Below are 18,883 nucleotides of genomic sequence, written 5' to 3'. Positions count from 1 at the left end.
GGGCCCCCGGGCGGGGGGCCCTATTTTTGATTTACCGTAGACCCCCGGGCGCGGGGTTTTCCCCCGCCACCAGCCACCCCCACCCCCCCCGCCCGCTTCGGCTTCCCGGTGTCAGGTGTCGGTGTCGGTGTCAGGCGTCGGTGTCAGGCGTCGAGTTCGGTCAGATCGAGGTTCCGGAGGCGATCGCCCGTCAGGGCGTCGATCTCGACGATCCGTCCCTCGCGGACCGTGAAGGCCATGACGGAGAACGGTGAGCCGTCGGGTGCCAGTGATACGAAGCCCGCCGTGCCGTTGACGAGCGCCGGGCGGACGGACGCGGCGATCCGGGAGTAGGTGATCGCGTTCCGCGCCACCCGCTCCGCGCCCCGGACGAATTCGACCGGACGCGATCCGCCGCTGTCGGAGCGGACGACGACTTCCGGGTCGAGTACCGCGATCAGCCCCTCGAAGTCACCGCCGCGGGCCGCCGCGAGGAACGCGTTCACCACCGCCCGCTGCCGGGTGACGTCGGCCTCCGGCGCCGGAGTCCCCTGGACCCGGCGGCGCGCACGGCTGGCGAGCTGCCGGGTGGCGGCCGGGGTACGTCCCACGACCGGTGCGATCTCGTCGAACGGCACGGCGAACAGATCGTGCAGCACAAACGCCAGCCGCTCGGCCGGTGACAGCGTCTCCAGTACGACGAGCAGCGCCAGCCCCACCGAGTCCGCCAGGACCGCCTCGTCCTCCGGGTTCTCCCCTTCCGGCTTGCTGATCACGGGATCCGGTACCCGGACGTCCAGCGGGTCCTCCTGCCGCTGGGTGCGGGAGCGGAGCATGTTCAGACAGACCCGGCTGACGATCGTGGTGAGCCAGCCGCCGAGATTCTCCACCTCGTCCGTACCGGCCCGGCTGACCCGCAGCCAGGACTCCTGGACCGCGTCGTCGGCCTCGGCCGTCGAACCCAGCATGCGATAGGCGACCGCGCGCAACCGCTCCCGGTGCTCCTCGAAACGAGCGGCCAGGAAGTCGTCGCCGGACGTCCCGGCTGCCCCGGCCGGGTCCTGGCCCGCGGGCCGCCGCTCGGGCGTGTGGTCGTTCATGCGTCGCCTTCCTCCGTTGCCGTGTCTCATCGGTATGACCCGCCGAAGGGGCCCGATGTGACGGGTCCGCGAGAACAGGACACGACGAGACGGTAGAAGACGATCACGAAGGTGGTCCGCGCCGAACGGAGCAGTACGTCACGACGGCCCGGGGGCTCGTCGGCGCCCGCCCGCGACCCCGCGCGAATCGGACGCACCGTACGGCTTCCGTACCGTCCCGGCCACCCGGGATGGGCCGACCGGGTGGTGTTCATCGGAAGAACCGCTTAGCAGCGGCGTCGGTCCTTCGCAACTCGAGATCCATACACATCATGAGAAAGGTATGTAGATCGCCCAACCTGAAAGTGAGGGGTCATGGCAGTCCAGAAGGTCAGGAATCTGTGGGCCGCGGTCGTCGCGGCGCTCGTGGCGCTGATGGCGTCACTGGGGTTCTCCGCCGGTGCGGCGGGGACGGCGCGGACGGCGGGAGCCCAGCCCGCCGAGGGTCTGCCCGGCGGGGCGGCGCGGTCGTCGCGCGGAGCGGAGTCGCCCGCCGATGCCACCGCGGCGACGGAAGGGGACGGCTCACCGCCCGCCGGGCACCCGGCGGAGACGGCGATGCCGCGCCAGGCACGCGGCGGGCAACCGGAGCACGCACAGGAGCGGGGACAAGAGCAGGGGCAAGAGCAGGGACAGGATCGTGGGCGGTGGCGGGACCGGGTGCCCGCCCGGGTCCGGGACCTCGTCCGGGACCGTGAGCCCGGCCGGACCGTACGGTCGCTGCTGCCGGCGCTGATCCCCGCGCAGACGCCCCGCAGGCACGCCGGACCACGTGAGAAGGCGCTGCCGCCGACGATCAAGCAGCGTATCGGCGCCGAGGCGCACGGCTCGTCGCCCTCGGTCCGCAGGATCCCCGTATACGACGCCGACGCCGCGACCGCCGCGGCGGACACCGAAGCAGCCGCCGACCGCGCCGTACCCACGGACCGTGCGGACGACCCGGCGGGCCGCGCGGAACGGAGCGCGTCCGACGCCACCGCGCCGGAGGGTGCCGTGGTGGAAGCCGCGGCGGACCGCGTCCCGGTGGAGCAGGCCGGCGCCGACCGTACCGCCGTCCCGGCAGCGCGGTCGTCGTTCACCACGGCGGCATGAGACATCGCACGTCGTGCGTGTGCCGTTCGAGCAGCCGTACGAGGCCTTCCCACGCCGTGACGGGCACCCGCCCGGTCCACCGCGACCAGCCTCCGCGACCGCCCGTACGACCATCACCACGACCGGCGGCGGTACTACCACGGGCACGACAGGACCGACCGGTCCGACCGGTCCGACCGGTCCGACCGGTCCGACCGGGAACACCGGAGTCCGGAAGGCGCCCGGTCCGTATCCGTACGGCGGCACCCGGGGATCCGGGACGGCCACCGGATCGGCGGCGTACGGCGAGAGCCGCTACCCGGCCGGCCCGGCGACCCCGCACCCCGCACACCGCTGAACGGTCATCGCACGCCGAACGACCACGACCCGCTCAGGCGCGGTCGTCGCGGTCCGCCCGGCCTGCCCCGCCTGCCCCGTCGGCTTCATCGGCTTCGTTCTGCTTCGCCTGCACCTCGGGATCCAGCGCGTCGGGACTGCCGTCGACGGACGCCAGCGGATCGCGGCCCGGGTCCGGTACCTCGGTCGCCTCGGGCGGCTCCACCAGCCAGTCGGGATTGGCCTGCCGGTCCCACCACTTCCACGCCACGAACGCCACGACCGCCGTCCCTCCGACGATCGCGAGACCCCTGAAGACCCGGCCGGCCCTGGCCCGCCGCTCGTGCTTCCTGACCAGACGCTGAATCTCCCCCGCCGTCACACCGCCGCGCAGCGCGGCCAGTGCGGCATGCGACCTGACAACGGCCTCCTCCCCGATGGGCTGGGCCGCGGCCACCGCGTGTTCGATCCGCGGTTTGCCGTAATCCGCCGCCTGACGAGCGGTCTTCCGGGCCTGGTACGCCGCCCGGTGCGCCGCCGCGTCCACCGTCGGCGGCACATGCGGCGCCACATGCGCGCCGTACTGCAGGCGTGCCTGAGCGGCGGTCCGCCGCGCCGCCTCGGAGACACGGGGCGCGAGTCGTACGCGGGCTTCCTGCGCGTAGTACGCGGCGTGGTCCCGGGCCGAGCCGGCATAGGGGGCCACCACCTCCGCCGCGTGCAGCACGTTCTCCTTCGCCGTATCGGTCGCGGCGCGCACGCTCTCCATGCGGGTCACGGGAACCTCCTCATCGGTGGCGTACCGGAATAAGCCGGGGCATAGCCCTCACACATCCCGGTTCAGTACATAGCGTGTAATCGCCTATCCGTCCGTGGGAAAATCATGCCTTCGGGGCGGGACCTCGGCATGTGGTGCGGGCATCCGGGTCACCGGGCCCGTACCCGGGTGGTGGCGTTCCATGGCATTTCCGGCCGGTTTTCGGTACCCGCCGCCCATCCGTGCGAGGATCGGGCCGATCGACAAGACCGTCAGCACCCACCGGAAGGCAGGATCGTGGCTGAGCAGCTTTACGCCACCCTGAAGACGAACCACGGCGACATCGAGATCCGGCTGCTGCCGAACCACGCGCCCAAGACCGTCAAGAACTTCGTCGAGCTGGCCCAGGGCGAGCGCGAGTGGACCAACCCCGCGACCGGGCAGAAGACCACTGCCCGGCTGTACGACGGGACGGTCTTCCACCGTGTCATCGAGGGTTTCATGATCCAGGGTGGCGACCCCCTGGGCAATGGCACCGGCGGCCCCGGCTACAAGTTCGGTGACGAGTTCCACCCCGAGCTGGCCTTCACCAAGCCGTACCTGCTGGCCATGGCCAACGCCGGCCCGGGCACCAACGGCTCGCAGTTCTTCATCACCGTCGGCCCGACCACCTGGCTGACCGGCAAGCACACGATCTTCGGCGAGGTCGTCAGCGACGCCGGCAAGAAGGTCGTCGACGCGATCGCCGCGCTCCAGACCAACCCGCGCACCGACCGCCCGGTGAACGACGTGGTCATCGAGTCCGTCGTGGTCGAGACCCGCGAGGGCTGAGAACCGGACGCCTGGGATCCGTATACGTCCCCGGGAACAAATCCGCCCCGTCCATCCGTCTGATGGACGGGGCGGTGTGTTGCCGGGCGTCCGACCGGGGTATCCGGTCGGAGATATGTGCCGGGTATCCCGGGCGGTGAGCTCCGGCGCCGTACCGACGACAGCCGTCCGGGCGTCGGTCGGCAGACCGGCCGGGAGCCGGCCGACGGTGAAGGACGTGGGAGTTTCATGGACCAGGCGCCAGGCCAGCCGCAGGAGTCGCGCGGCGCGCACGATCTGCCCGGCTGCTACCGCCACCCGGAGCGGGAGACGGGCATCAGCTGTACCCGCTGCGAGCGGCCGATCTGTACGGAGTGCATGATCAGCGCCTCCGTCGGCTTCCAGTGCCCCGAATGCGTCAGGACGGGTTCCGGTACGGGGCACGGCCCGGCGGCCAATCAGCCCCGGACCATCGCGGGCGGCTCGATCGCGGCGGACTCCTTCCTGGTCACCAAGATCCTCATCGGGATCAATCTCGCGGTCTTCGCCGCCGTCCTGGCGCTCGGTGACCGCTTCGTCGACGAGACGAGCCTGATCGGGCTGGCGTACAGCCCGCTGCTCGGGGAGGTCGTCGGCCTCGCGGACGGTCAGTGGTACCGCCTGCTGACCTCGATCTTCCTCCACCAGGAGCTGTCCCATATCGCGTTCAACCTGCTGGCCCTGTGGTTCCTGGGCCGGATGGTCGAACCGGCGCTCGGCCGGAGCCGCTTTCTCGCGCTCTATCTGATCTCCGGGCTCGGCGGCGATGTCTTCGTCTATCTGCTGAGCGAGCCCAACCAGGCCACGATCGGCGCGTCCGGCGCGATCTTCGGCCTGGTCGGAGCCTTCGCCGTACTGCTGCGGCGGATGAATCTCGATCTGCGGCCGGTCGGCCTGATCATCGCGATCAGTGTGGTGCTGACGGTGGTCCGGCCCGGGGAGATCTCCTGGCAGGCGCATCTGGGCGGACTGCTGACGGGCGGGATCCTCGCCCTCGCCATGGTCTACGCGCCCAAGGCGCACCGGAATCTGGTGCAGTTCGGCGCCGGGGCGCTGGTGATGGTCGCGATCGTGGTCGCGCTGGCCGCCAGAACCGCGTATCTGACCTGAGGGGCGGTACGGAGCCGGAGGCCCCGGGCGCGAGCCGTCCCGGACCCGGGTCCCGTACGCCGTCGAGCCTTACGCGCCGAGTCGAGCCTTACGCGCCGACCCGAGTCGACCCGACCCGAGTCGAGCCGTGCCTTACGGCCGCGAGCCGTCCCGGGACCGGCCTTCCGGTCCGTTTCGGCCATCGAGGGCCGAGAGGCTCAAGAAGTCCGAAAACGTGTCCGACGAACCCCTGCTGAGCAGGGGCTCTTCCCGGTCCGCCCCGAAGTTGTCCACAGCATGTGCCGGATCTTGTGCACGGTGTGGTAGAGCCCCGTGTCCCTCGGCCGGGACCGGGCTCTGCCCAGCCGGCACAAGGGACACGGGGAATCACCGGGATGGCGGACGGCGGTTCACGCAGTCACACCGGCGTCAACATCCCGAAGGTTATCCACAGATCGTCTGACCTTTTCCCCACTGTGGACAACTCTGTGGACAACTCGGTGGGCAAAGGGTGTGGGCAACCCTGGGGAGATCCTGCGGAGACCGCGTCCGCGGTGAACCCGGAAGGGTCACTTCCACTGGGTGGAGACGGCGAAGCCGCCCGCGATGAAGCCGAAGCCCACCACGATGTTCCAGTTGTCCAGGCTCTTGATCGGCAGACTGCCGTCGGTCACGTAGAACAGAACGATCCAGACGAGACCGATCAGAAACAGTGCGAGCATGACCGGCGCCACCCAACTGCGGTTGGTCAGCTTGATGGTCGTCGCCTGCTTACCCGCCGGCGGCGTGTAGTCGGCCTTCTTGCGGATACGTGACTTCGGCACGAGGGACTCTCCTGTCGATGCGCTGCGTTACCGCGCAGATAACGGTGGCTGGCGCCGGGTCCGGGAGGAGCGACGGGGAACCACTGCCTCCCCCGGGCGTCCGTTAGCGTAGTGCTTCCGCGGCGCCTGGTGACATAAGGGTACGCTGGGCAATTCTGCCGGTGAGCAGGGGCGCGGGGACAGGGGGCCGACCGGAATGTGGACGAACGGGACGACAGCCGGGTCCTGCCGCCCGGTTCTCGGTATCACGTGATGGGCCGTGGCCGCTCCCTCGTACTGCGGACGCTGACCGCCGCCGTCTTCGCCCTCGCCGGGCTGATCTTCGTCACCAGCTTCAATACCGCCAAGGGCACCAACCTCCGGACCGACGACTCCCTGCTGAAGCTCTCCGATCTGATCCAGGAGCGGAGCGACCGCAACGGCGAGCTGGACGAGTCCACGGCGAAGCTCCGCGGCCGGGTCGAGGGGCTCGCCCGCGCCGACGACGGATACACCCGTGAGGAGGACGCCCGGCTCGGCGCCCTGAAGCGGGCGTCCGGCACCGAGAAGGTCACCGGCTCCGGACTGACCGTCACCCTCGACGACGCGCCGCCCGACGCCCGCGCCGCGCCCGGCTACCCGGAGCCCGGCGCCAATGACCTCGTGATCCACCAGCAGGACCTCCAGGCCGTCGTCAACGCCCTGTGGGCGGGCGGCGCCCGGGGCATCCAGGTGATGGACCAGCGGCTGATCTCCACCAGCGCCGTACGGTGCGTCGGCAACACCCTGATCCTCCAGGGCCGGGTCTACTCGCCCCCGTACAAGATCACCGCCGTCGGTGACCAGGACCGGCTGCGGCGGGCGCTCGACCGGTCCCCGGCGCTCGGCAACTACCAGCTCTACGTCCAGGCGTACGGGCTCGGCTGGAAAGTCGACGAGCGCGACACCGTGACTCTTCCGGGGTACTCGGGCACAGTGGATCTCCATTACGCGCAGCCCGTCCGCCCCTAGATCGTTTCCCGTGGACCGGGCCCGATCGGGCCGGATCAGGGGCGGTTCAGGGGCGGGGCGGCTGGGACACCCCTGGGGGGTCCGGTGTCGGTACGGCTGGTCATCCGAAGCCTGAGCGAGTTGTGCATCACCGTCGGCACGGTCATCGTGCTGTTCGTCGTGTACGTCGTGTACTGGACCGGGGTGAAGGCGGCCGGTGCCACCGACGGGCAGATCGAGCTCCTGCGGGAGCGATGGGCCCGTACGGCGCCCGGCCTCGACGGAGCCGCCACGGGAGCCACAGGGGTCACAGGGGCCTCGGGAGCGACCGGAGCGACAGGAGCGACGGGAGCCGCTCCCGGCGCCGAGGGCTCCTCCGGGGCCGGGGAGGCCCCGCCCCCGGCCTACCGCCCCGGTGAGCCCTTCGCCGTCATGTACGTGCCCCGGTTCGGCCGCGACTGGGACTGGCCCGTCCTGGAGGGCACCGGGGCCGGCACCCTGAAGAAGGGCCTCGGCCACTACCCCCGTACCGCCGCCCTCGGCCGGACCGGCAACTTCTCCGTCGCCGGACACCGCCGCACCTACGGCGACCCCTTCAAGGACTTTCCCCGGCTGCGCCCCGGCGACCCGGTCGTCCTCACGGACGGTGCGCGCTGGTACACGTACCGGATTGTCGAAAAGCCCTATCGAACGATCCCGACCGATATCGGAGTGGTCGATCCCGTTCCCAAGAAGTCACCTTTCGAAAAACCCGGGCGCTATCTCACCCTCACCACGTGTGATCCGGAGTGGGGCAGCACCCACCGGCTGATCGCCTGGGCCCGGCTCGACGCCGTCCGGCCTGTGACGCACGGCAAACCGGAAGCTTTGCGCAGCTGACCCGCAGGTCCGTGCCGCCCCGTAATCTGGTGCGGTACCGAAACGAAAGGGACGGCATGTACGGCTGGATCTGGCGGCATCTGCCGGGCAACGTGTGGATACGTGCCCTGATCGCGCTCGTCCTGGTCCTCGGCGTCGTCTACCTGCTCTTCCAGTACGTCTTCCCATGGGCGGAGCCGCTGCTTCCGTTCAACGACGTCACCGTAGACGGGACCGGAGCCGATTCCGGAACCGGAAGCGGAGCCGGGAACGGAACCGGATCCGCACCCGAGGGGATCGCCCGATGAACGCACAGCACCACCGGCCCGCGCGCGTCCTGGTCGTCGACAACTACGACAGCTTCGTCTTCAACCTGGTCCAGTACCTGTACCAGCTCGGGGCGGAGTGCGAGGTCGTACGGAACGACGAGGTCGCGCTCTCGCACGCCCAGGACGGCTTCGACGGCGTCCTCCTCTCGCCGGGACCCGGCACGCCCGAACAGGCCGGTGTCTGCGTCGACATGGTCCGGCACTGCGCCGCGACCGGGGTGCCCGTCTTCGGCGTCTGCCTGGGGATGCAGTCGATGGCGGTGGCGTACGGCGGGGTCGTCGACCGGGCGCCCGAGCTGCTGCACGGCAAGACCTCGCCCGTCACCCACGAGGGCAAGGGCGTCTTCACCGGGCTGCCGTCGCCGTTCACCGCCACCCGCTACCACTCCCTGGCCGCCGAGCCCGCCAAGCTCCCCGCGGAGCTGGAGGTCACCGCCTGGACGGCGGACGGCATCATCATGGGGCTGCGCCACCGGGAACTGCCGGTGGAGGGTGTGCAGTTCCACCCCGAGTCGGTCCTCACCGAGCACGGGCACCTGATGCTCGCCAACTGGCTGGCGGCGTGCGGCGACGCCGGGGCGGTGGCCCGATCGGCGGGACTGGCGCCGGTGGTGGGCAAGGCCCTGGTGTGACCGGGCGGGAGCCGGCGCCCGGGGACGAGGGGCTCTCGCCGTGGTTCACGGCGGGCGCCCGCGCGACCGGGGACGGCGCCGCGCGACCGGGGCGACCCGGGCAACCGGGGCAACCGGCGGAGGCGCCGTCCGGGCCGCCGCCGGGGACGGGGTCGCACCGGCGGCGGGACCCGTCCCCGCAGCCCCCTTACGCGTCCCACCAGCCGCGGGAGCCGTACGGGTCCCCGGAGGGCGCGCCGCCCCGCCGCCCGGCCCCGCGCGGTATGCGGGACACCGCCGTACTGCCGGTGATCGAGGACGCGCCGGTCGCCCCGGCCACGCCGGTCGTCCCGGACTTCCCGGCCGCGGAGCCGGATCCCGTACCGGCGCCCGTGCCGCAGGTCCCGCCGGGACCCGGCCGGGCCGAACGGCGCCGGGCCGCTGCCGCCGCCGCGAAGAAGGGCCGCGGCCGGGGCCGTCAGCAGAACCCCGTATCCCCGGACGGAACCGGAACCGGAACCGGAACGACAACCGGAAACGGAACCGGAAACGGAATTGGGACCGGAACCGGGGGTGAGGCGTCCGCCCGGCCGCTGACCCGGGTCGAGGCCCGGCGCGCCGCCCGCGCCGCCAAGGACAGCCCCGCCGTGATCGCCAGCCGCGCCATGGGCGAACTGTTCATCACCTGCGGTGTGCTGATGCTCCTCTTCGTCACCTATCAGCTCTGGTGGACCAACGTCCGCGCCGGGATGGAGGCGGGCAAGGAGCGCGACCGGATCGAGCAGAGCTTCAAGGACGAGAAGCGCAAGCCCGGTGCCTTCCGGCCCGGGGAGGGCTTCGCGATCATGTACATCCCGAAGCTGGACGTCGTGGTCCCGGTCGCCGAGGGCATCGACAAGAAGAAGGTGCTCGACCGGGGCATGGCCGGTCACTACGCGGAGGGCTCCCTCAAGACCGCGATGCCCTCCGACCCCGCGGGCAACTTCGGTGTCGCGGGCCACCGCAACACCCACGGTGAGCCCTTCCGGTACATCAACCGCCTCAAACCCGGCGACCCGATCGTCGTCGAGACCCGTGACGCGTACTACACGTACGAGATGGCGAGCATCCTCCCCGAGACCTCGCCCTCCAATGTCGCGGTGCTCGACCCGGTCCCCCGTGGATCGGGATTCACCAAACCCGGCCGGTACATCACCCTCACCACCTGCACCCCCGAGTTCACCAGTACCTATCGCATGATCGTGTGGGGGACGATGGTCGAGGAACGGCCTCGCAGCAAGGGCAAGCCGGACGCACTCGTAGGGTAAGGGCCGGACCGGGACGGGCGGCTCCGTCCCGGCCCGGGACAGACCGAAGGCCCCGAGGAACCGGAACCATAACCGGACGGGAAGACGGGAACAGGAGAACAGGAGCAGCAGTGTCACGTGCGCGCAGCCGGATCGCCGGTGTCATCAGTGTCCTCGGCGAACTGCTGATCACCGCGGGTGTGGTGCTGGCGCTGTTCGTCGCCTACTCGCTCTGGTGGACCAATGTCCTCGCCGACCGGGAGGCCGCCCGCCAGAGCGACGAGGTACGCGACGGCTGGAAGGCCAACAACGCGCCGCGCGGCCTCGACACCAAGGACGGCATCGGCTTCCTCCACGTACCCGCGATGAAGAACGGCGAGGTGCTGGTGAAGCGGGGGACCAACCCCAAGAAGCTCAACGACGGGATCGCCGGCTACTACACCGAGCCGATCGAGTCGGCGCTGCCGTGGCAGCCCCGGGGCAACTTCACGCTCGCCGCGCACCGCGACGGCCACGGCGCCAAGTTCCACAACATCCACAAGATCAAGGACGGCGATCCGATCGTCTTCGAGACCAAGGACGTCTGGTACGTCTACAAGGTCTACAAGACGCTCCCGAAGACGTCCAAGTACAACGTGGACGTGCTGGACCCGGTGCCGAAGGAGTCCGGGAAGACCAAGCCGGGCCGGTACATCACCCTCACCACCTGCACCCCGGTCTTCACCTCCGACTACCGCTATATCGTCTGGGGCGAGCTGGTCCGCCAGGAGAAGGTCGACCAGGAGCGCACCAAACCCGCCGAGCTGCGATAAGCCCCGGCCCCTCCCGGCGCCCCGGCCTCCCGGATTCCCGGCCCCCGCCCTCCGGGCCCGCTCCCACCGGTAGCCGACGACGCGATACGGGGAAGGCCCCGGCACCCTTCGAGGGCGCCGGGGCCTTCCCCGTATCACTGCCTGCCTGGTCAGTCGCTGCCGCCCAGCCAGTCCCCTATGTCACCGCTGCCGTTGCCGCCGTTCCCGTTGTTGCCGTTGCCGCCGAATTCCTGGGTCTCGATATTGACCTTGTCGCCCTGGTTCATCGGGGTACCCGGCTGCGGGTCCTGCCGGATCACGAGCGCGTTGTCGCCGCGCGGCCCGTTGATGTCGCCGAGCTGGAGGCCCAGCTGCTCCAGAGCCGCCTTGGCCTGCGCGATCGTCTGGCTCACCACCATCGGGGCCTGCGTCTGCTGCTGCGGGCCCTTGGAGACCTTCAGCTTGACGGTCGAACCCTCACCGGCCCGGGTGTTGCCCTTGGGCGTCTGCTCGATGATCTCGTTCGCGGGCTTGTCCGAGTCGACCATCTCGACCGAGACGTCAAAGCCGACGATCTTGAGCTGCTGCTCGCCCTGGGAGAGCTGGCGGGTCTCCACCGGCGGCACGTTGACCATGGTCTTACGGGCCACGGTGATCGTGACGGTCGACTTCTTCTCGGCCATCGAGTTGCCATCGGGCTTCTGCCTGATGACCTTGCCCTCTTCGACCTCGTCGGACTCGGCCGTCTTCACCTCGACCTCGAAGCCCTTGCGCTCCAGGGCCTCGACGGCGCTCTGCTCGGACTTCTCGGTGACGTCCGGCACCTCGACCTTGGCCGCGCCCTCCGAGACCACGACCTGGATCGTGGCGCCCTGGTCCATCTGCCCGCCGTCGGGGGTCTGCTTGCAGATCTTGCCCTTGGGCTGCTGATCGCACGCCTCGGTACCGGTCTGGGAGACCTTCACCTTGGCGTTGTCCGCCAGCTCCTGCGCCTGCTTCATCGTCTGGCCGACCAGGACGGGCACCACGACCTGCGCGGTCTTCTCGTCCTTGTTGAAGATGGACTGGCCGATCAGGATCGCGCCGACCAGCACCAGAACGGCCGCGACCGCCAGCAGGATCGTCGACGTATGCGACTTCTTCTGCTGACGCCGGCGGTCGGGCCGGTCGTCGTAGCCGTTGTAGCCGCCGTCGTCCGGGTTCATGGGCGGCAGCATCGACGTCTGCGCGGCGGCCGGGTCGGCCTGCCGCAGCGCCGTCGTCTGCTGGTCCTGCGGACCGCCGTAACCGCCGCCGTACGCGACCGCGCCGAGCGCCGCCGTGGCCGCCACGGGCTGGCCGTCGAGGCATGCCTCGATATCGGCCCGCATCTCGTCGGCGGACTGGTAGCGGTAGTCGGGGTCCTTGACCAGGGCCCGCAGGACGATGGCGTCCATCTCGGGGGTGATCTCGGGATCGAAGACCGACGGCGGCTGCGGCTCCTCGCGTACGTGCTGGTACGCCACGGCCACCGGCGAGTCGCCGATGAACGGGGGCCTTACCGCCAGCAGCTCGTACAGCAGACAGCCGGTGGAGTAGAGGTCGGAGCGGGCGTCGACCTGCTCGCCCTTGGCCTGCTCCGGCGACAGGTACTGGGCGGTGCCGATGACGGCCGCGGTCTGGGTCATCGTCATCCCGGCGTCGCCCATGGCGCGCGCGATGCCGAAGTCCATCACCTTGACCTGGCCGTTCCGGTTCAGCATCACGTTCGCGGGCTTGATGTCCCGGTGGACGATGCCGTTGCGGTGCGAGTACTCCAGCGCCTGGAGGATGCCGGTCGTCATCTCCAGCGTGCGCTCGGGCAGCAGTCTGCGCCCGGAGTGCAGCAGCTCGCGCAGGGTGGAGCCGTCGACGTACTCCATCACGATGTACGGGATGGACACCCCGTCGACGTAGTCCTCGCCGGTGTCGTACACGGCGACGATCGCCGGATGGTTGAGCGACGCGGCGGATTGGGCCTCACGGCGGAACCGGGCCTGGAAGGACGGGTCGCGGGCGAGATCGGCCCGCAGCGTCTTCACGGCGACGGTGCGGCCGAGCCGGGTGTCGTGGGCGAGATAGACCTCCGCCATGCCACCACGGCCGAGCACCGAGCCCAGTTCGTACCGGCCGCCGAGGCGACGCGGCTCTTCCATACTGTTCCAGCCCTCTCCGTCAGTCCCCACTGCACTCGTTCTCCGCCACCGCACCCGTGTAACCGGTCCGGTGGGTGTGCCGCTCGATACACGCTACCGGGCCCATACCACCCGATCGTCCCGTGACCTTCAGCTGATACCCGACCGGTATCGCAATGTGCAGGTATCGGGGCCGGACGTGAGATGCGTCACCGCGCGGCTCCCTGCCGGGCCACTGTACGGGCCGGGCGGGGCGCCGCGGGTGCCCGCGGCTACGGGGGTGAGACGGTACGACCCGGGCACTCGGTTCCCCCGCGGACATCACCGGTCCGGTCCGGGGAGTTCGCCCGAAGAGGCGGTACGTCACCGCTTGCTGTCCAGCACCGCCTTCATCACGTCCTTGGCGATCGGCGCGGCCAGGCCGCCACCGGAGATGTCCTCACGGCTGGCGCCGCTGTCCTCGACCACCACGGCGACCGCGACCGGGGAGCCGTCGTCTGTCATCGCGTAGGAGATGAACCAGGCGTACGGGCGCTTCGAGTTCTTCTCGCCGTGCTGGGCCGTACCGGTCTTGCCGCCCACCTTCACACCGCCGCCGAGCGCGGCCTTCTTGCCGCCGCCGTTCTCCACGACGTTCTCCATCATGTCCCGCACCAGCTGGGCGTTCTCCGCCGAGAGGGGACGGCTCATCTCCGACGGCTTCGTCTTGGAGATGACATCGAGATTGGGCGCCACCAGCTGGTCGACCATGTACGGCTTCATCAGCTTGCCGTCGTTGGCGATCGCCGCCGCGACCATCGCCATCTGGAGCGGGGTGGTCGCGGTGTCGAACTGGCCGATCGAGGAGAGCGCGTTGCCCGGCCGGTCCATGGTGTCGTTGTACCGCGACATCGCGGCCCGGACCGGGGTGTCCAGCTCGTCGTCGTTGAAGCCGAACTTCTTGACCGTCTCCACCATCTTGTCCCGGCCCACCTCGTCACCGAGCTTGGCGAAGACCGAGTTGCAGGAGATCTGGAGGGCGAACTTCAGGGTCGCGTTCTCGCATCCGCTCGCCATGTTCTTCATCGGCGTACGGGTGTTGGGCAGGATGTACGGTTCCTCGGTGTCCGTCGCGGCGTTGATGTCCTCGACCTTGCCGTGCTCCAGCGCCGCCGCCGCCGTGACCACCTTGAAGACGGAACCGGGCGGGTAGACCTCCCGCAGCGCCCGGTTGAGCATCGGCTTCTCCTTGTTGTCCTTCGAGGACAACGTGGCCCACGCCTTCTCGTCCTTCTTCGAGCTGCCCGCGAAGGCGCTCGGGTCGTACGAGGGGGTGGAGGCGAGCGCGAGGATCTTGCCGGTCTTGGGGTCCATCGCGGCGACCGCGCCCTTTTTGGAGCCCAGGCCCTCGAAGGCGGCCTTCTGCGCGGCCCCGTTCAGGGTCGTGACGACATTGCCGCCCTTCTTCTCGTCGCCCGTGAACATGGCCATCGTGCGGTCGAAGAAGAGCTGGTCCGAGTTGCCGGTGAGGATGCCGTCCTCCAGCTTCTCCAACTGGTTGGCGCCGAACACCTGGGAGGCGTAGCCGGTCACCGGCGCCCACATCGGCCCGTTGACATAGGTCCGCTTGTACGCGAAGTCGGCGCTGTCGGTCTTCACGGAGCCGGTGATCGGCTTGCCGTCGACGATGATGTTGCCGCGTTCGTCGGCGTACCGCTCGATCAGCACCCGGCGGTTCTTGTCATGGGTGTTCAGATCCTCCGCCTGCACGTACTGGAGCCAGTTGGTGCGCACCAGCAGGGCGAGGACGAGCAGTCCGCAGAAGATCGCGATCCGGCGCAGGGGCTTGTTCACGGTCGGACCACCTGGGTCATCTCGGCGTCGGGGGAGGGAGCGGGCGCGGGGGCCGGGCGGCGCGCCGTGTCGCTGATCCGGATCAGGATGGCGATCAGCGCCCAGTTGGCGATCACGGACGAGCCGCCGGCCGCCACGAACGGCATCGTCATACCGGTCAGCGGGATCAGGCCCATCACACCGCCGGCGACCACGAACACCTGGATGGCGAAGGCGCCGGAGAGGCCGATCGCCAGCAGCTTGCCGAACGGGTCGCGGGCGGCCAGCGCCGTACGGATACCGCGCTCCACGATCAGCCCGTAGATCATCAGGAAGGCCATCATCCCGGCCAGGCCGAACTCCTCGCCGACGGTGGAGAGGATGAAGTCGGAGTTGGCGGCGAAGCCGATCAGATCCGAGTTGCCCTGGCCCAGGCCGGTGCCGAGGGTGCCGCCGGCGCCGAAGGACATGATCGCGTTGGAGATCTGCTCACAGGCGTCGCTGGTCTCGAAGCAGGAGAACGGGTCGAGCCAGGCGTCGACGCGGGCGCCGACGTGCGGGGAGATCGACGCCACGCCGACCGCTCCGATCGCGGACATCAGCAGACCGAAGACGATCCAGCTGGTCCGCTCCGTGGCCACGTACAGCATGATCACGAACATCCCGAAGAACAGCAGGGACGTACCGAGGTCGGTCTCGAACACCAGGATGAGGATCGACATCGCCCAGACCACGAGGATCGGGCCGAGGTCCCGGCCGCGCGGCAGGTAGAGGCCGAGGAAGCGGCGGCTGGCCAGCGCCAGCGCGTCCCGCTTCACCATCAGATAGCCGGAGAAGAAGACCGCGATAATGATCTTCGCGAACTCGCCGGGCTGGATGTTGATCGGGCCGAGGCTGATCCAGATCCGGGCGCCGTTACGGGCCGGGAAGAACATCGGCAGCACCAGCAGCACCAGCGCCGCCGCCATCGAGATATACGTGTACCGCTGGAGGATCCGGTGGTCCTTGAGGAGCAGCAGCACGCCGACGAAGAGGGCGATACCGATCGCCGAGTACATCATCTGCTTGGGGGCGTCGGGCGAGAACGATCCCCAAGCCCCCTCGGCCCGCTGGATCAGCCGCTTGGACTGGTCGAGCCGCCAGATCATCACCAGGCCGAGGCCGTTGAGCACCACCGCCAGCGGCAGCAGCAGCGGATCGGCGTACTTGGCGAACTTGCGCACCACGAGATGGGCGACCGTGGCCAGCAGGGTGATCCCCGCCGTATAGCCGAAGACGCCCGCGGGCAGCTTGCCGTCGAGGGCGAGGCCCACATTGACGTACGCGAACACCGCGATGGCCACCGCGATGGCGAGCAGCATCAACTCGGTGTTGCGTCGGCTCGGCGCGTCGATGGCGCCGATCGTGGTGGTGTTGGTGACAACGCTCATGGTCGAGAAGGCCCCCTACGGCTGAGTTACTGCTTACCGCAGTTCGAGGCCAGCTTCTGCTCCTCCTCCGAGAGGGTGGGACCCGGAGCGGGAGAAGCGTCGGTCGGCGGCTTGTCGGTCGTTTTCCGGTCGCCCGCGGCGGGCTTCTCGGCGTTCTTCGCGGCCTCTTCGGCCTTCTTCGCCTGTTCGGCCTTCTCGGCGTTGGCGGCGGCCACCGCGCGGCGCTCCTCGTTCTTCCGGCAGGCGCCGGCCTGGAGGGACAGTTCCTCGATCTTGGTCCTGGCCCGGTCGAGGCTGTCCTGGGGAAGGGCGCCCTCGACCTGCTTCTGCTGGTACGGCGGCAGGTACTTGAGTTCGATCTCCGGGTGGTCCTTCTTCACCTTGGAGAGCGACACCCACCCCAGGTCCTGGTCGATGCCCTGGTAGAGGGCGACATGGCCGTCCTTCGTACCGATGTAGTACTGCGTCTGCGTCCAGCGGTGGCCGCCGTACAGCGCGCCGCCGACGACCGCCAGCGCCAGGACGCCGATCAGCGTCCGGCCGAACCACACCCGGCCCGCGGAGCGCGGCTTGGCGAGGTCGCCGTCGTACTCGTCGAAGCCGTCGTACGACTCCTGGCTGCCGTCGGGCGCCCGGCCGCCGTAGCCGCCGCTGCCGGGCGGGCCGAAGCCCCCCTGCTGCGGGGCCGGGCGGCCCAGGCCGGACGCGCGCCCGGCCGGGGTCTGCATCGCGCCGCCGTCGTTCAGCGGGTACTGGTTCTCGGCGACCGCGCCGACGACGACCGGGATGTCGCTGAGGTGCTCCGCCGTCGCCTCACCGGTGTCGGTGTCGAGGACGTCGGCGACGATGCAGGTGATGTTGTCGGGTCCGCCGCCGCGCAGGGCGAGCTGGATCAGGTTCTGGACGGTCTCCTGCGGGCCCTGGTAGCTGGCGAGGGTGTCCTCCATCGTCTGGTGGGACACCACCCCCGACAGACCGTCGGAGCAGACCAAATAGCGGTCCCCGGCGCGGACCTCGCGGATCGACAGATCGGGTTCGACGTGGTCACCGCTGCCCAGCGCGCGCATCAGCAAGGAGCGCTGCGGATGGGTGGTGGCCTCCTCCTCGGTGATCCGGCCCTCGTCGACCAGCCGCTGCACCCAGGTGTGGTCCTGGGTGATCTGGGTGAGCACCCCGTCGCGCAGCAGATACGCGCGGGAGTCGCCGACGTGCACCAGACCGAGCCGCTGCCCGGTCCAGAGCAGGGCGGTCAACGTGGTGCCCATGCCCTCCAGCTGGGGGTCCTCCTCGACCATCAGCCGCAGCTGCTCGTTGGCGCGCTGGACCGCCGTACCGAGGGCCGTGATGATGTCGGACCCGGGGACGTCGTCGTCGAGCCCGACGAGCGCCGAGATGACCTCGGAGGACGCGACCTCGCCGGCCGCCTGGCCGCCCATGCCGTCGGCGATCGCGAGCAGGCGGGGACCGGCGTAGCCGGAGTCCTCGTTCCCCTCGCGGATCATGCCCTTGTGGGATCCGGCGGCGAAGCGCAGAGACAGACTCATACGCACCTGCCCCGGTGAACCTGGATCGGGGTACAGCCGGTCTCTTGCCACACTGCCCACCCTCCGGTCGGGAGCCCGCCCCGGTCCGCCGAGGGGACCGCGGCTCGCTCGCTCCGCTCGCGCGCTGTCATTGGTCGTATCTACTTCCGCAGCTCGATGACGGTCTTGCCGATACGGATCGGCGCGCCCAGCGGAATCGGGGTCGGCGTGGTGAGCCGGGTCCGGTCGAGATAGGTGCCGTTGGTGGACCCGAGGTCCTCGACGATCCACTGGCCGTCACGGTCCGGGTAGATCCTGGCATGCCTGCTGGACGCGTAGTCGTCGTCCAGCACGATCGTGGAGTCGTGGGCCCGGCCCAGGGCGATCGTCTGGCCCTGGAGCGCCACCGTCGTCCCCGTGAGGGTGCCCTCCGTCACGATCAGCTTGGTCGGGGCGCCGCGCCGCTGGCGGCCGCCGGACTGCGGTGGCTGCTGCTGGCGCTGCGGCGGCGGGGCCGCCGGGGCGGCCTGGCGCTGCTGGGCGCGCGGCTCGGTGCCCCGGCGCGATCCCCGCTGGGTGACCCGCGTACCGAACAGGTCGCTGCGGATGACCTGCACGGCCACGATGACGAACAGCCACAGAACGGCCAGGAAACCCAACCGCATGACCGTAAGGGTCAGCTCTGACATTGCCCCCGCTTCACCCTTCGGCTTGCCGGTAAACGATGGTGGTGCTGCCCACGACGATCCGCGAGCCGTCGCGGAGCGTAGCGCGCGTGGTGTGCTGCCCGTCCACCACGATGCCGTTGGTGGATCCCAGATCCTGGATCGTCGAGGGCGTTCCGGTCCGGATCTCGCAGTGCCGGCGGGAGACGCCGGGGTCGTCGATCCGGACATCGGCTTCGGTGCTGCGGCCCAGGACGAGCGTCGGGCGGGAGATCTGGTGGCGGGTGCCGTTGATCTCGATCCAGTGCCTGACCTGGGCCCCGGGCAGCGGTCCCGGCCCGCCGCCGGGCCTGCGGTCCGAGCCCACGGCCGCGAGCCCGGGCCGCCCGCCGCCCGGCGGAGGGGTCCAGGG

General features: G+C 70.0%; 18 protein-coding genes. 9 read left to right on the top strand and 9 right to left on the bottom strand.

Annotated elements, in window-relative coordinates; genetic code table 11:
• Nucleotides 1-143: 143 nt before the first annotated feature.
• A complete protein-coding gene (locus tag ACFXG1_RS07335) occupies nt 144-1,079 on the bottom strand; it encodes a sigma-70 family RNA polymerase sigma factor (RefSeq protein ID WP_384709650.1) in 936 nt (311 codons plus the stop codon).
• A 354-nt stretch (nt 1,080-1,433) separates the two neighbouring features.
• Here ACFXG1_RS07335 and ACFXG1_RS07330 point away from each other — a divergent pair, with 354 nt between their 5' ends.
• A complete protein-coding gene (locus ACFXG1_RS07330) occupies nt 1,434-2,210 on the top strand; it encodes a DUF6344 domain-containing protein (RefSeq protein WP_384709653.1) in 777 nt (258 codons plus the stop codon).
• Nucleotides 2,211-2,580: 370 nt separating this feature from the next.
• Here ACFXG1_RS07330 and ACFXG1_RS07325 read toward each other — a convergent pair whose 3' ends face one another.
• A complete protein-coding gene (locus tag ACFXG1_RS07325; protein ID WP_384741529.1) occupies nt 2,581-3,303 on the bottom strand; it encodes a DUF5324 family protein in 723 nt (240 codons plus the stop codon).
• A 276-nt stretch (nt 3,304-3,579) separates the two neighbouring features.
• Here ACFXG1_RS07325 and ACFXG1_RS07320 point away from each other — a divergent pair, with 276 nt between their 5' ends.
• Nucleotides 3,580-4,113 carry a peptidylprolyl isomerase gene (locus ACFXG1_RS07320; RefSeq protein ID WP_384709659.1) on the top strand — a complete coding sequence of 178 codons (534 nt, stop codon included), beginning with the start codon at nt 3,580-3,582 and terminating at the stop codon, nt 4,111-4,113.
• A 228-nt stretch (nt 4,114-4,341) separates the two neighbouring features.
• Nucleotides 4,342-5,241 (top strand): rhomboid family intramembrane serine protease, encoded by a 900-nt coding sequence (locus ACFXG1_RS07315; protein WP_384709662.1) that lies wholly within the window; start codon nt 4,342-4,344, stop codon nt 5,239-5,241.
• Nucleotides 5,242-5,789: 548 nt separating this feature from the next.
• Here the strand turns inward: ACFXG1_RS07315 and crgA are convergent.
• On the bottom strand, nt 5,790-6,044 hold the full coding sequence (gene crgA, locus ACFXG1_RS07310) for a cell division protein CrgA (RefSeq protein ID WP_384709665.1): 255 nt from the start codon (nt 6,042-6,044) through the stop codon (nt 5,790-5,792).
• A 252-nt stretch (nt 6,045-6,296) separates the two neighbouring features.
• Here crgA and ACFXG1_RS07305 point away from each other — a divergent pair, with 252 nt between their 5' ends.
• The 6 genes from ACFXG1_RS07305 (at nt 6,297) to ACFXG1_RS07280 (ending at nt 10,909) form a co-directional block, all read left to right on the top strand.
• Nucleotides 6,297-7,034: a DUF881 domain-containing protein gene (locus tag ACFXG1_RS07305; protein ID WP_384709668.1), complete on the top strand. Its 738-nt coding sequence runs from the start codon at nt 6,297-6,299 to the stop codon at nt 7,032-7,034.
• An 84-nt stretch (nt 7,035-7,118) separates the two neighbouring features.
• Complete coding sequence (locus ACFXG1_RS07300; RefSeq protein ID WP_384709670.1) at nt 7,119-7,892, top strand: class E sortase; 774 nt, start codon at nt 7,119-7,121, stop codon at nt 7,890-7,892.
• 56 nt (nt 7,893-7,948) lie between these two features.
• Entirely contained in the window at nt 7,949-8,179 is a 231-nt protein-coding gene (locus tag ACFXG1_RS07295; protein ID WP_384709698.1) for a hypothetical protein, read from the top strand.
• Nucleotides 8,176-8,832: an aminodeoxychorismate/anthranilate synthase component II gene (locus ACFXG1_RS07290; RefSeq protein WP_384709673.1), complete on the top strand. Its 657-nt coding sequence runs from the start codon at nt 8,176-8,178 to the stop codon at nt 8,830-8,832. Before ACFXG1_RS07295 ends, ACFXG1_RS07290 begins: the two co-directional genes overlap by 4 nt.
• Nucleotides 8,790-10,118 (top strand): class E sortase, encoded by a 1,329-nt coding sequence (locus ACFXG1_RS07285; protein ID WP_384709700.1) that lies wholly within the window; start codon nt 8,790-8,792, stop codon nt 10,116-10,118. Before ACFXG1_RS07290 ends, ACFXG1_RS07285 begins: the two co-directional genes overlap by 43 nt.
• Before the next feature lie 110 nt (nt 10,119-10,228).
• Nucleotides 10,229-10,909 (top strand): class E sortase, encoded by a 681-nt coding sequence (locus ACFXG1_RS07280; RefSeq protein ID WP_384709676.1) that lies wholly within the window; start codon nt 10,229-10,231, stop codon nt 10,907-10,909.
• A 149-nt stretch (nt 10,910-11,058) separates the two neighbouring features.
• Here the strand turns inward: ACFXG1_RS07280 and pknB are convergent, their stop codons facing one another.
• The 6 genes from pknB to ACFXG1_RS07250 form a co-directional block, all read right to left on the bottom strand.
• Nucleotides 11,059-13,062, bottom strand: coding sequence for a Stk1 family PASTA domain-containing Ser/Thr kinase (gene pknB / locus ACFXG1_RS07275; RefSeq protein WP_384709679.1), 2,004 nt, complete (start codon nt 13,060-13,062; stop codon nt 11,059-11,061).
• Nucleotides 13,063-13,404: 342 nt separating this feature from the next.
• Nucleotides 13,405-14,874, bottom strand: a complete 1,470-nt coding sequence (locus tag ACFXG1_RS07270) for a penicillin-binding transpeptidase domain-containing protein (RefSeq protein ID WP_384709682.1) — start codon at nt 14,872-14,874, stop codon at nt 13,405-13,407.
• Nucleotides 14,871-16,283 carry an FtsW/RodA/SpoVE family cell cycle protein gene (locus ACFXG1_RS07265; RefSeq protein ID WP_384709685.1) on the bottom strand — a complete coding sequence of 471 codons (1,413 nt, stop codon included), beginning with the start codon at nt 16,281-16,283 and terminating at the stop codon, nt 14,871-14,873. The genes ACFXG1_RS07270 and ACFXG1_RS07265 overlap by 4 nt, the downstream gene beginning before the upstream one ends.
• A gap of 26 nt (nt 16,284-16,309) precedes the next feature.
• Entirely contained in the window at nt 16,310-17,827 is a 1,518-nt protein-coding gene (locus ACFXG1_RS07260; protein ID WP_384709689.1) for a PP2C family protein-serine/threonine phosphatase, read from the bottom strand.
• Nucleotides 17,828-17,967: 140 nt separating this feature from the next.
• The gene (locus ACFXG1_RS07255; RefSeq protein WP_384709692.1) at nt 17,968-18,495 is read right to left on the bottom strand and encodes an FHA domain-containing protein; all 528 of its coding nucleotides are present in this window, start codon (nt 18,493-18,495) and stop codon (nt 17,968-17,970) included.
• 10 nt (nt 18,496-18,505) lie between these two features.
• A partial coding sequence (locus ACFXG1_RS07250) for an FHA domain-containing protein (protein ID WP_384741523.1) occupies nt 18,506-18,883 on the bottom strand: 378 nt, incomplete at its 5' end.

It is taken from the genome of Streptomyces sp. NPDC059248 (assembly GCF_042753905.1).
Taxonomy (GTDB): domain Bacteria; phylum Actinomycetota; class Actinomycetes; order Streptomycetales; family Streptomycetaceae; genus Streptomyces.
This window is presented reverse-complemented; position numbering and strand designations above follow the sequence as displayed.

Bases quoted from the DNA above. Each gene is read 5' to 3' on its own strand.
- pknB (WP_384709679.1), bottom strand. From the start codon at position 13,062: ATGGAAGAGCCGCGTCGCCTCGGCGGCCGGTACGAACTGGGCTCGGTG.
- ACFXG1_RS07315 (WP_384709662.1), top strand. From the start codon at position 4,342: ATGGACCAGGCGCCAGGCCAGCCGCAGGAGTCGCGCGGCGCGCACGAT.
- ACFXG1_RS07295 (WP_384709698.1), top strand. From the start codon at position 7,949: ATGTACGGCTGGATCTGGCGGCATCTGCCGGGCAACGTGTGGATACGT.
- ACFXG1_RS07290 (WP_384709673.1), top strand. From the start codon at position 8,176: ATGAACGCACAGCACCACCGGCCCGCGCGCGTCCTGGTCGTCGACAAC.
- ACFXG1_RS07265 (WP_384709685.1), bottom strand. From the start codon at position 16,283: ATGAGCGTTGTCACCAACACCACCACGATCGGCGCCATCGACGCGCCG.
- ACFXG1_RS07330 (WP_384709653.1), top strand. From the start codon at position 1,434: ATGGCAGTCCAGAAGGTCAGGAATCTGTGGGCCGCGGTCGTCGCGGCG.
- ACFXG1_RS07255 (WP_384709692.1), bottom strand. From the start codon at position 18,495: ATGTCAGAGCTGACCCTTACGGTCATGCGGTTGGGTTTCCTGGCCGTT.
- ACFXG1_RS07305 (WP_384709668.1), top strand. From the start codon at position 6,297: ATGGGCCGTGGCCGCTCCCTCGTACTGCGGACGCTGACCGCCGCCGTC.
- ACFXG1_RS07335 (WP_384709650.1), bottom strand. From the start codon at position 1,079: ATGAACGACCACACGCCCGAGCGGCGGCCCGCGGGCCAGGACCCGGCC.
- ACFXG1_RS07260 (WP_384709689.1), bottom strand. From the start codon at position 17,827: ATGAGTCTGTCTCTGCGCTTCGCCGCCGGATCCCACAAGGGCATGATC.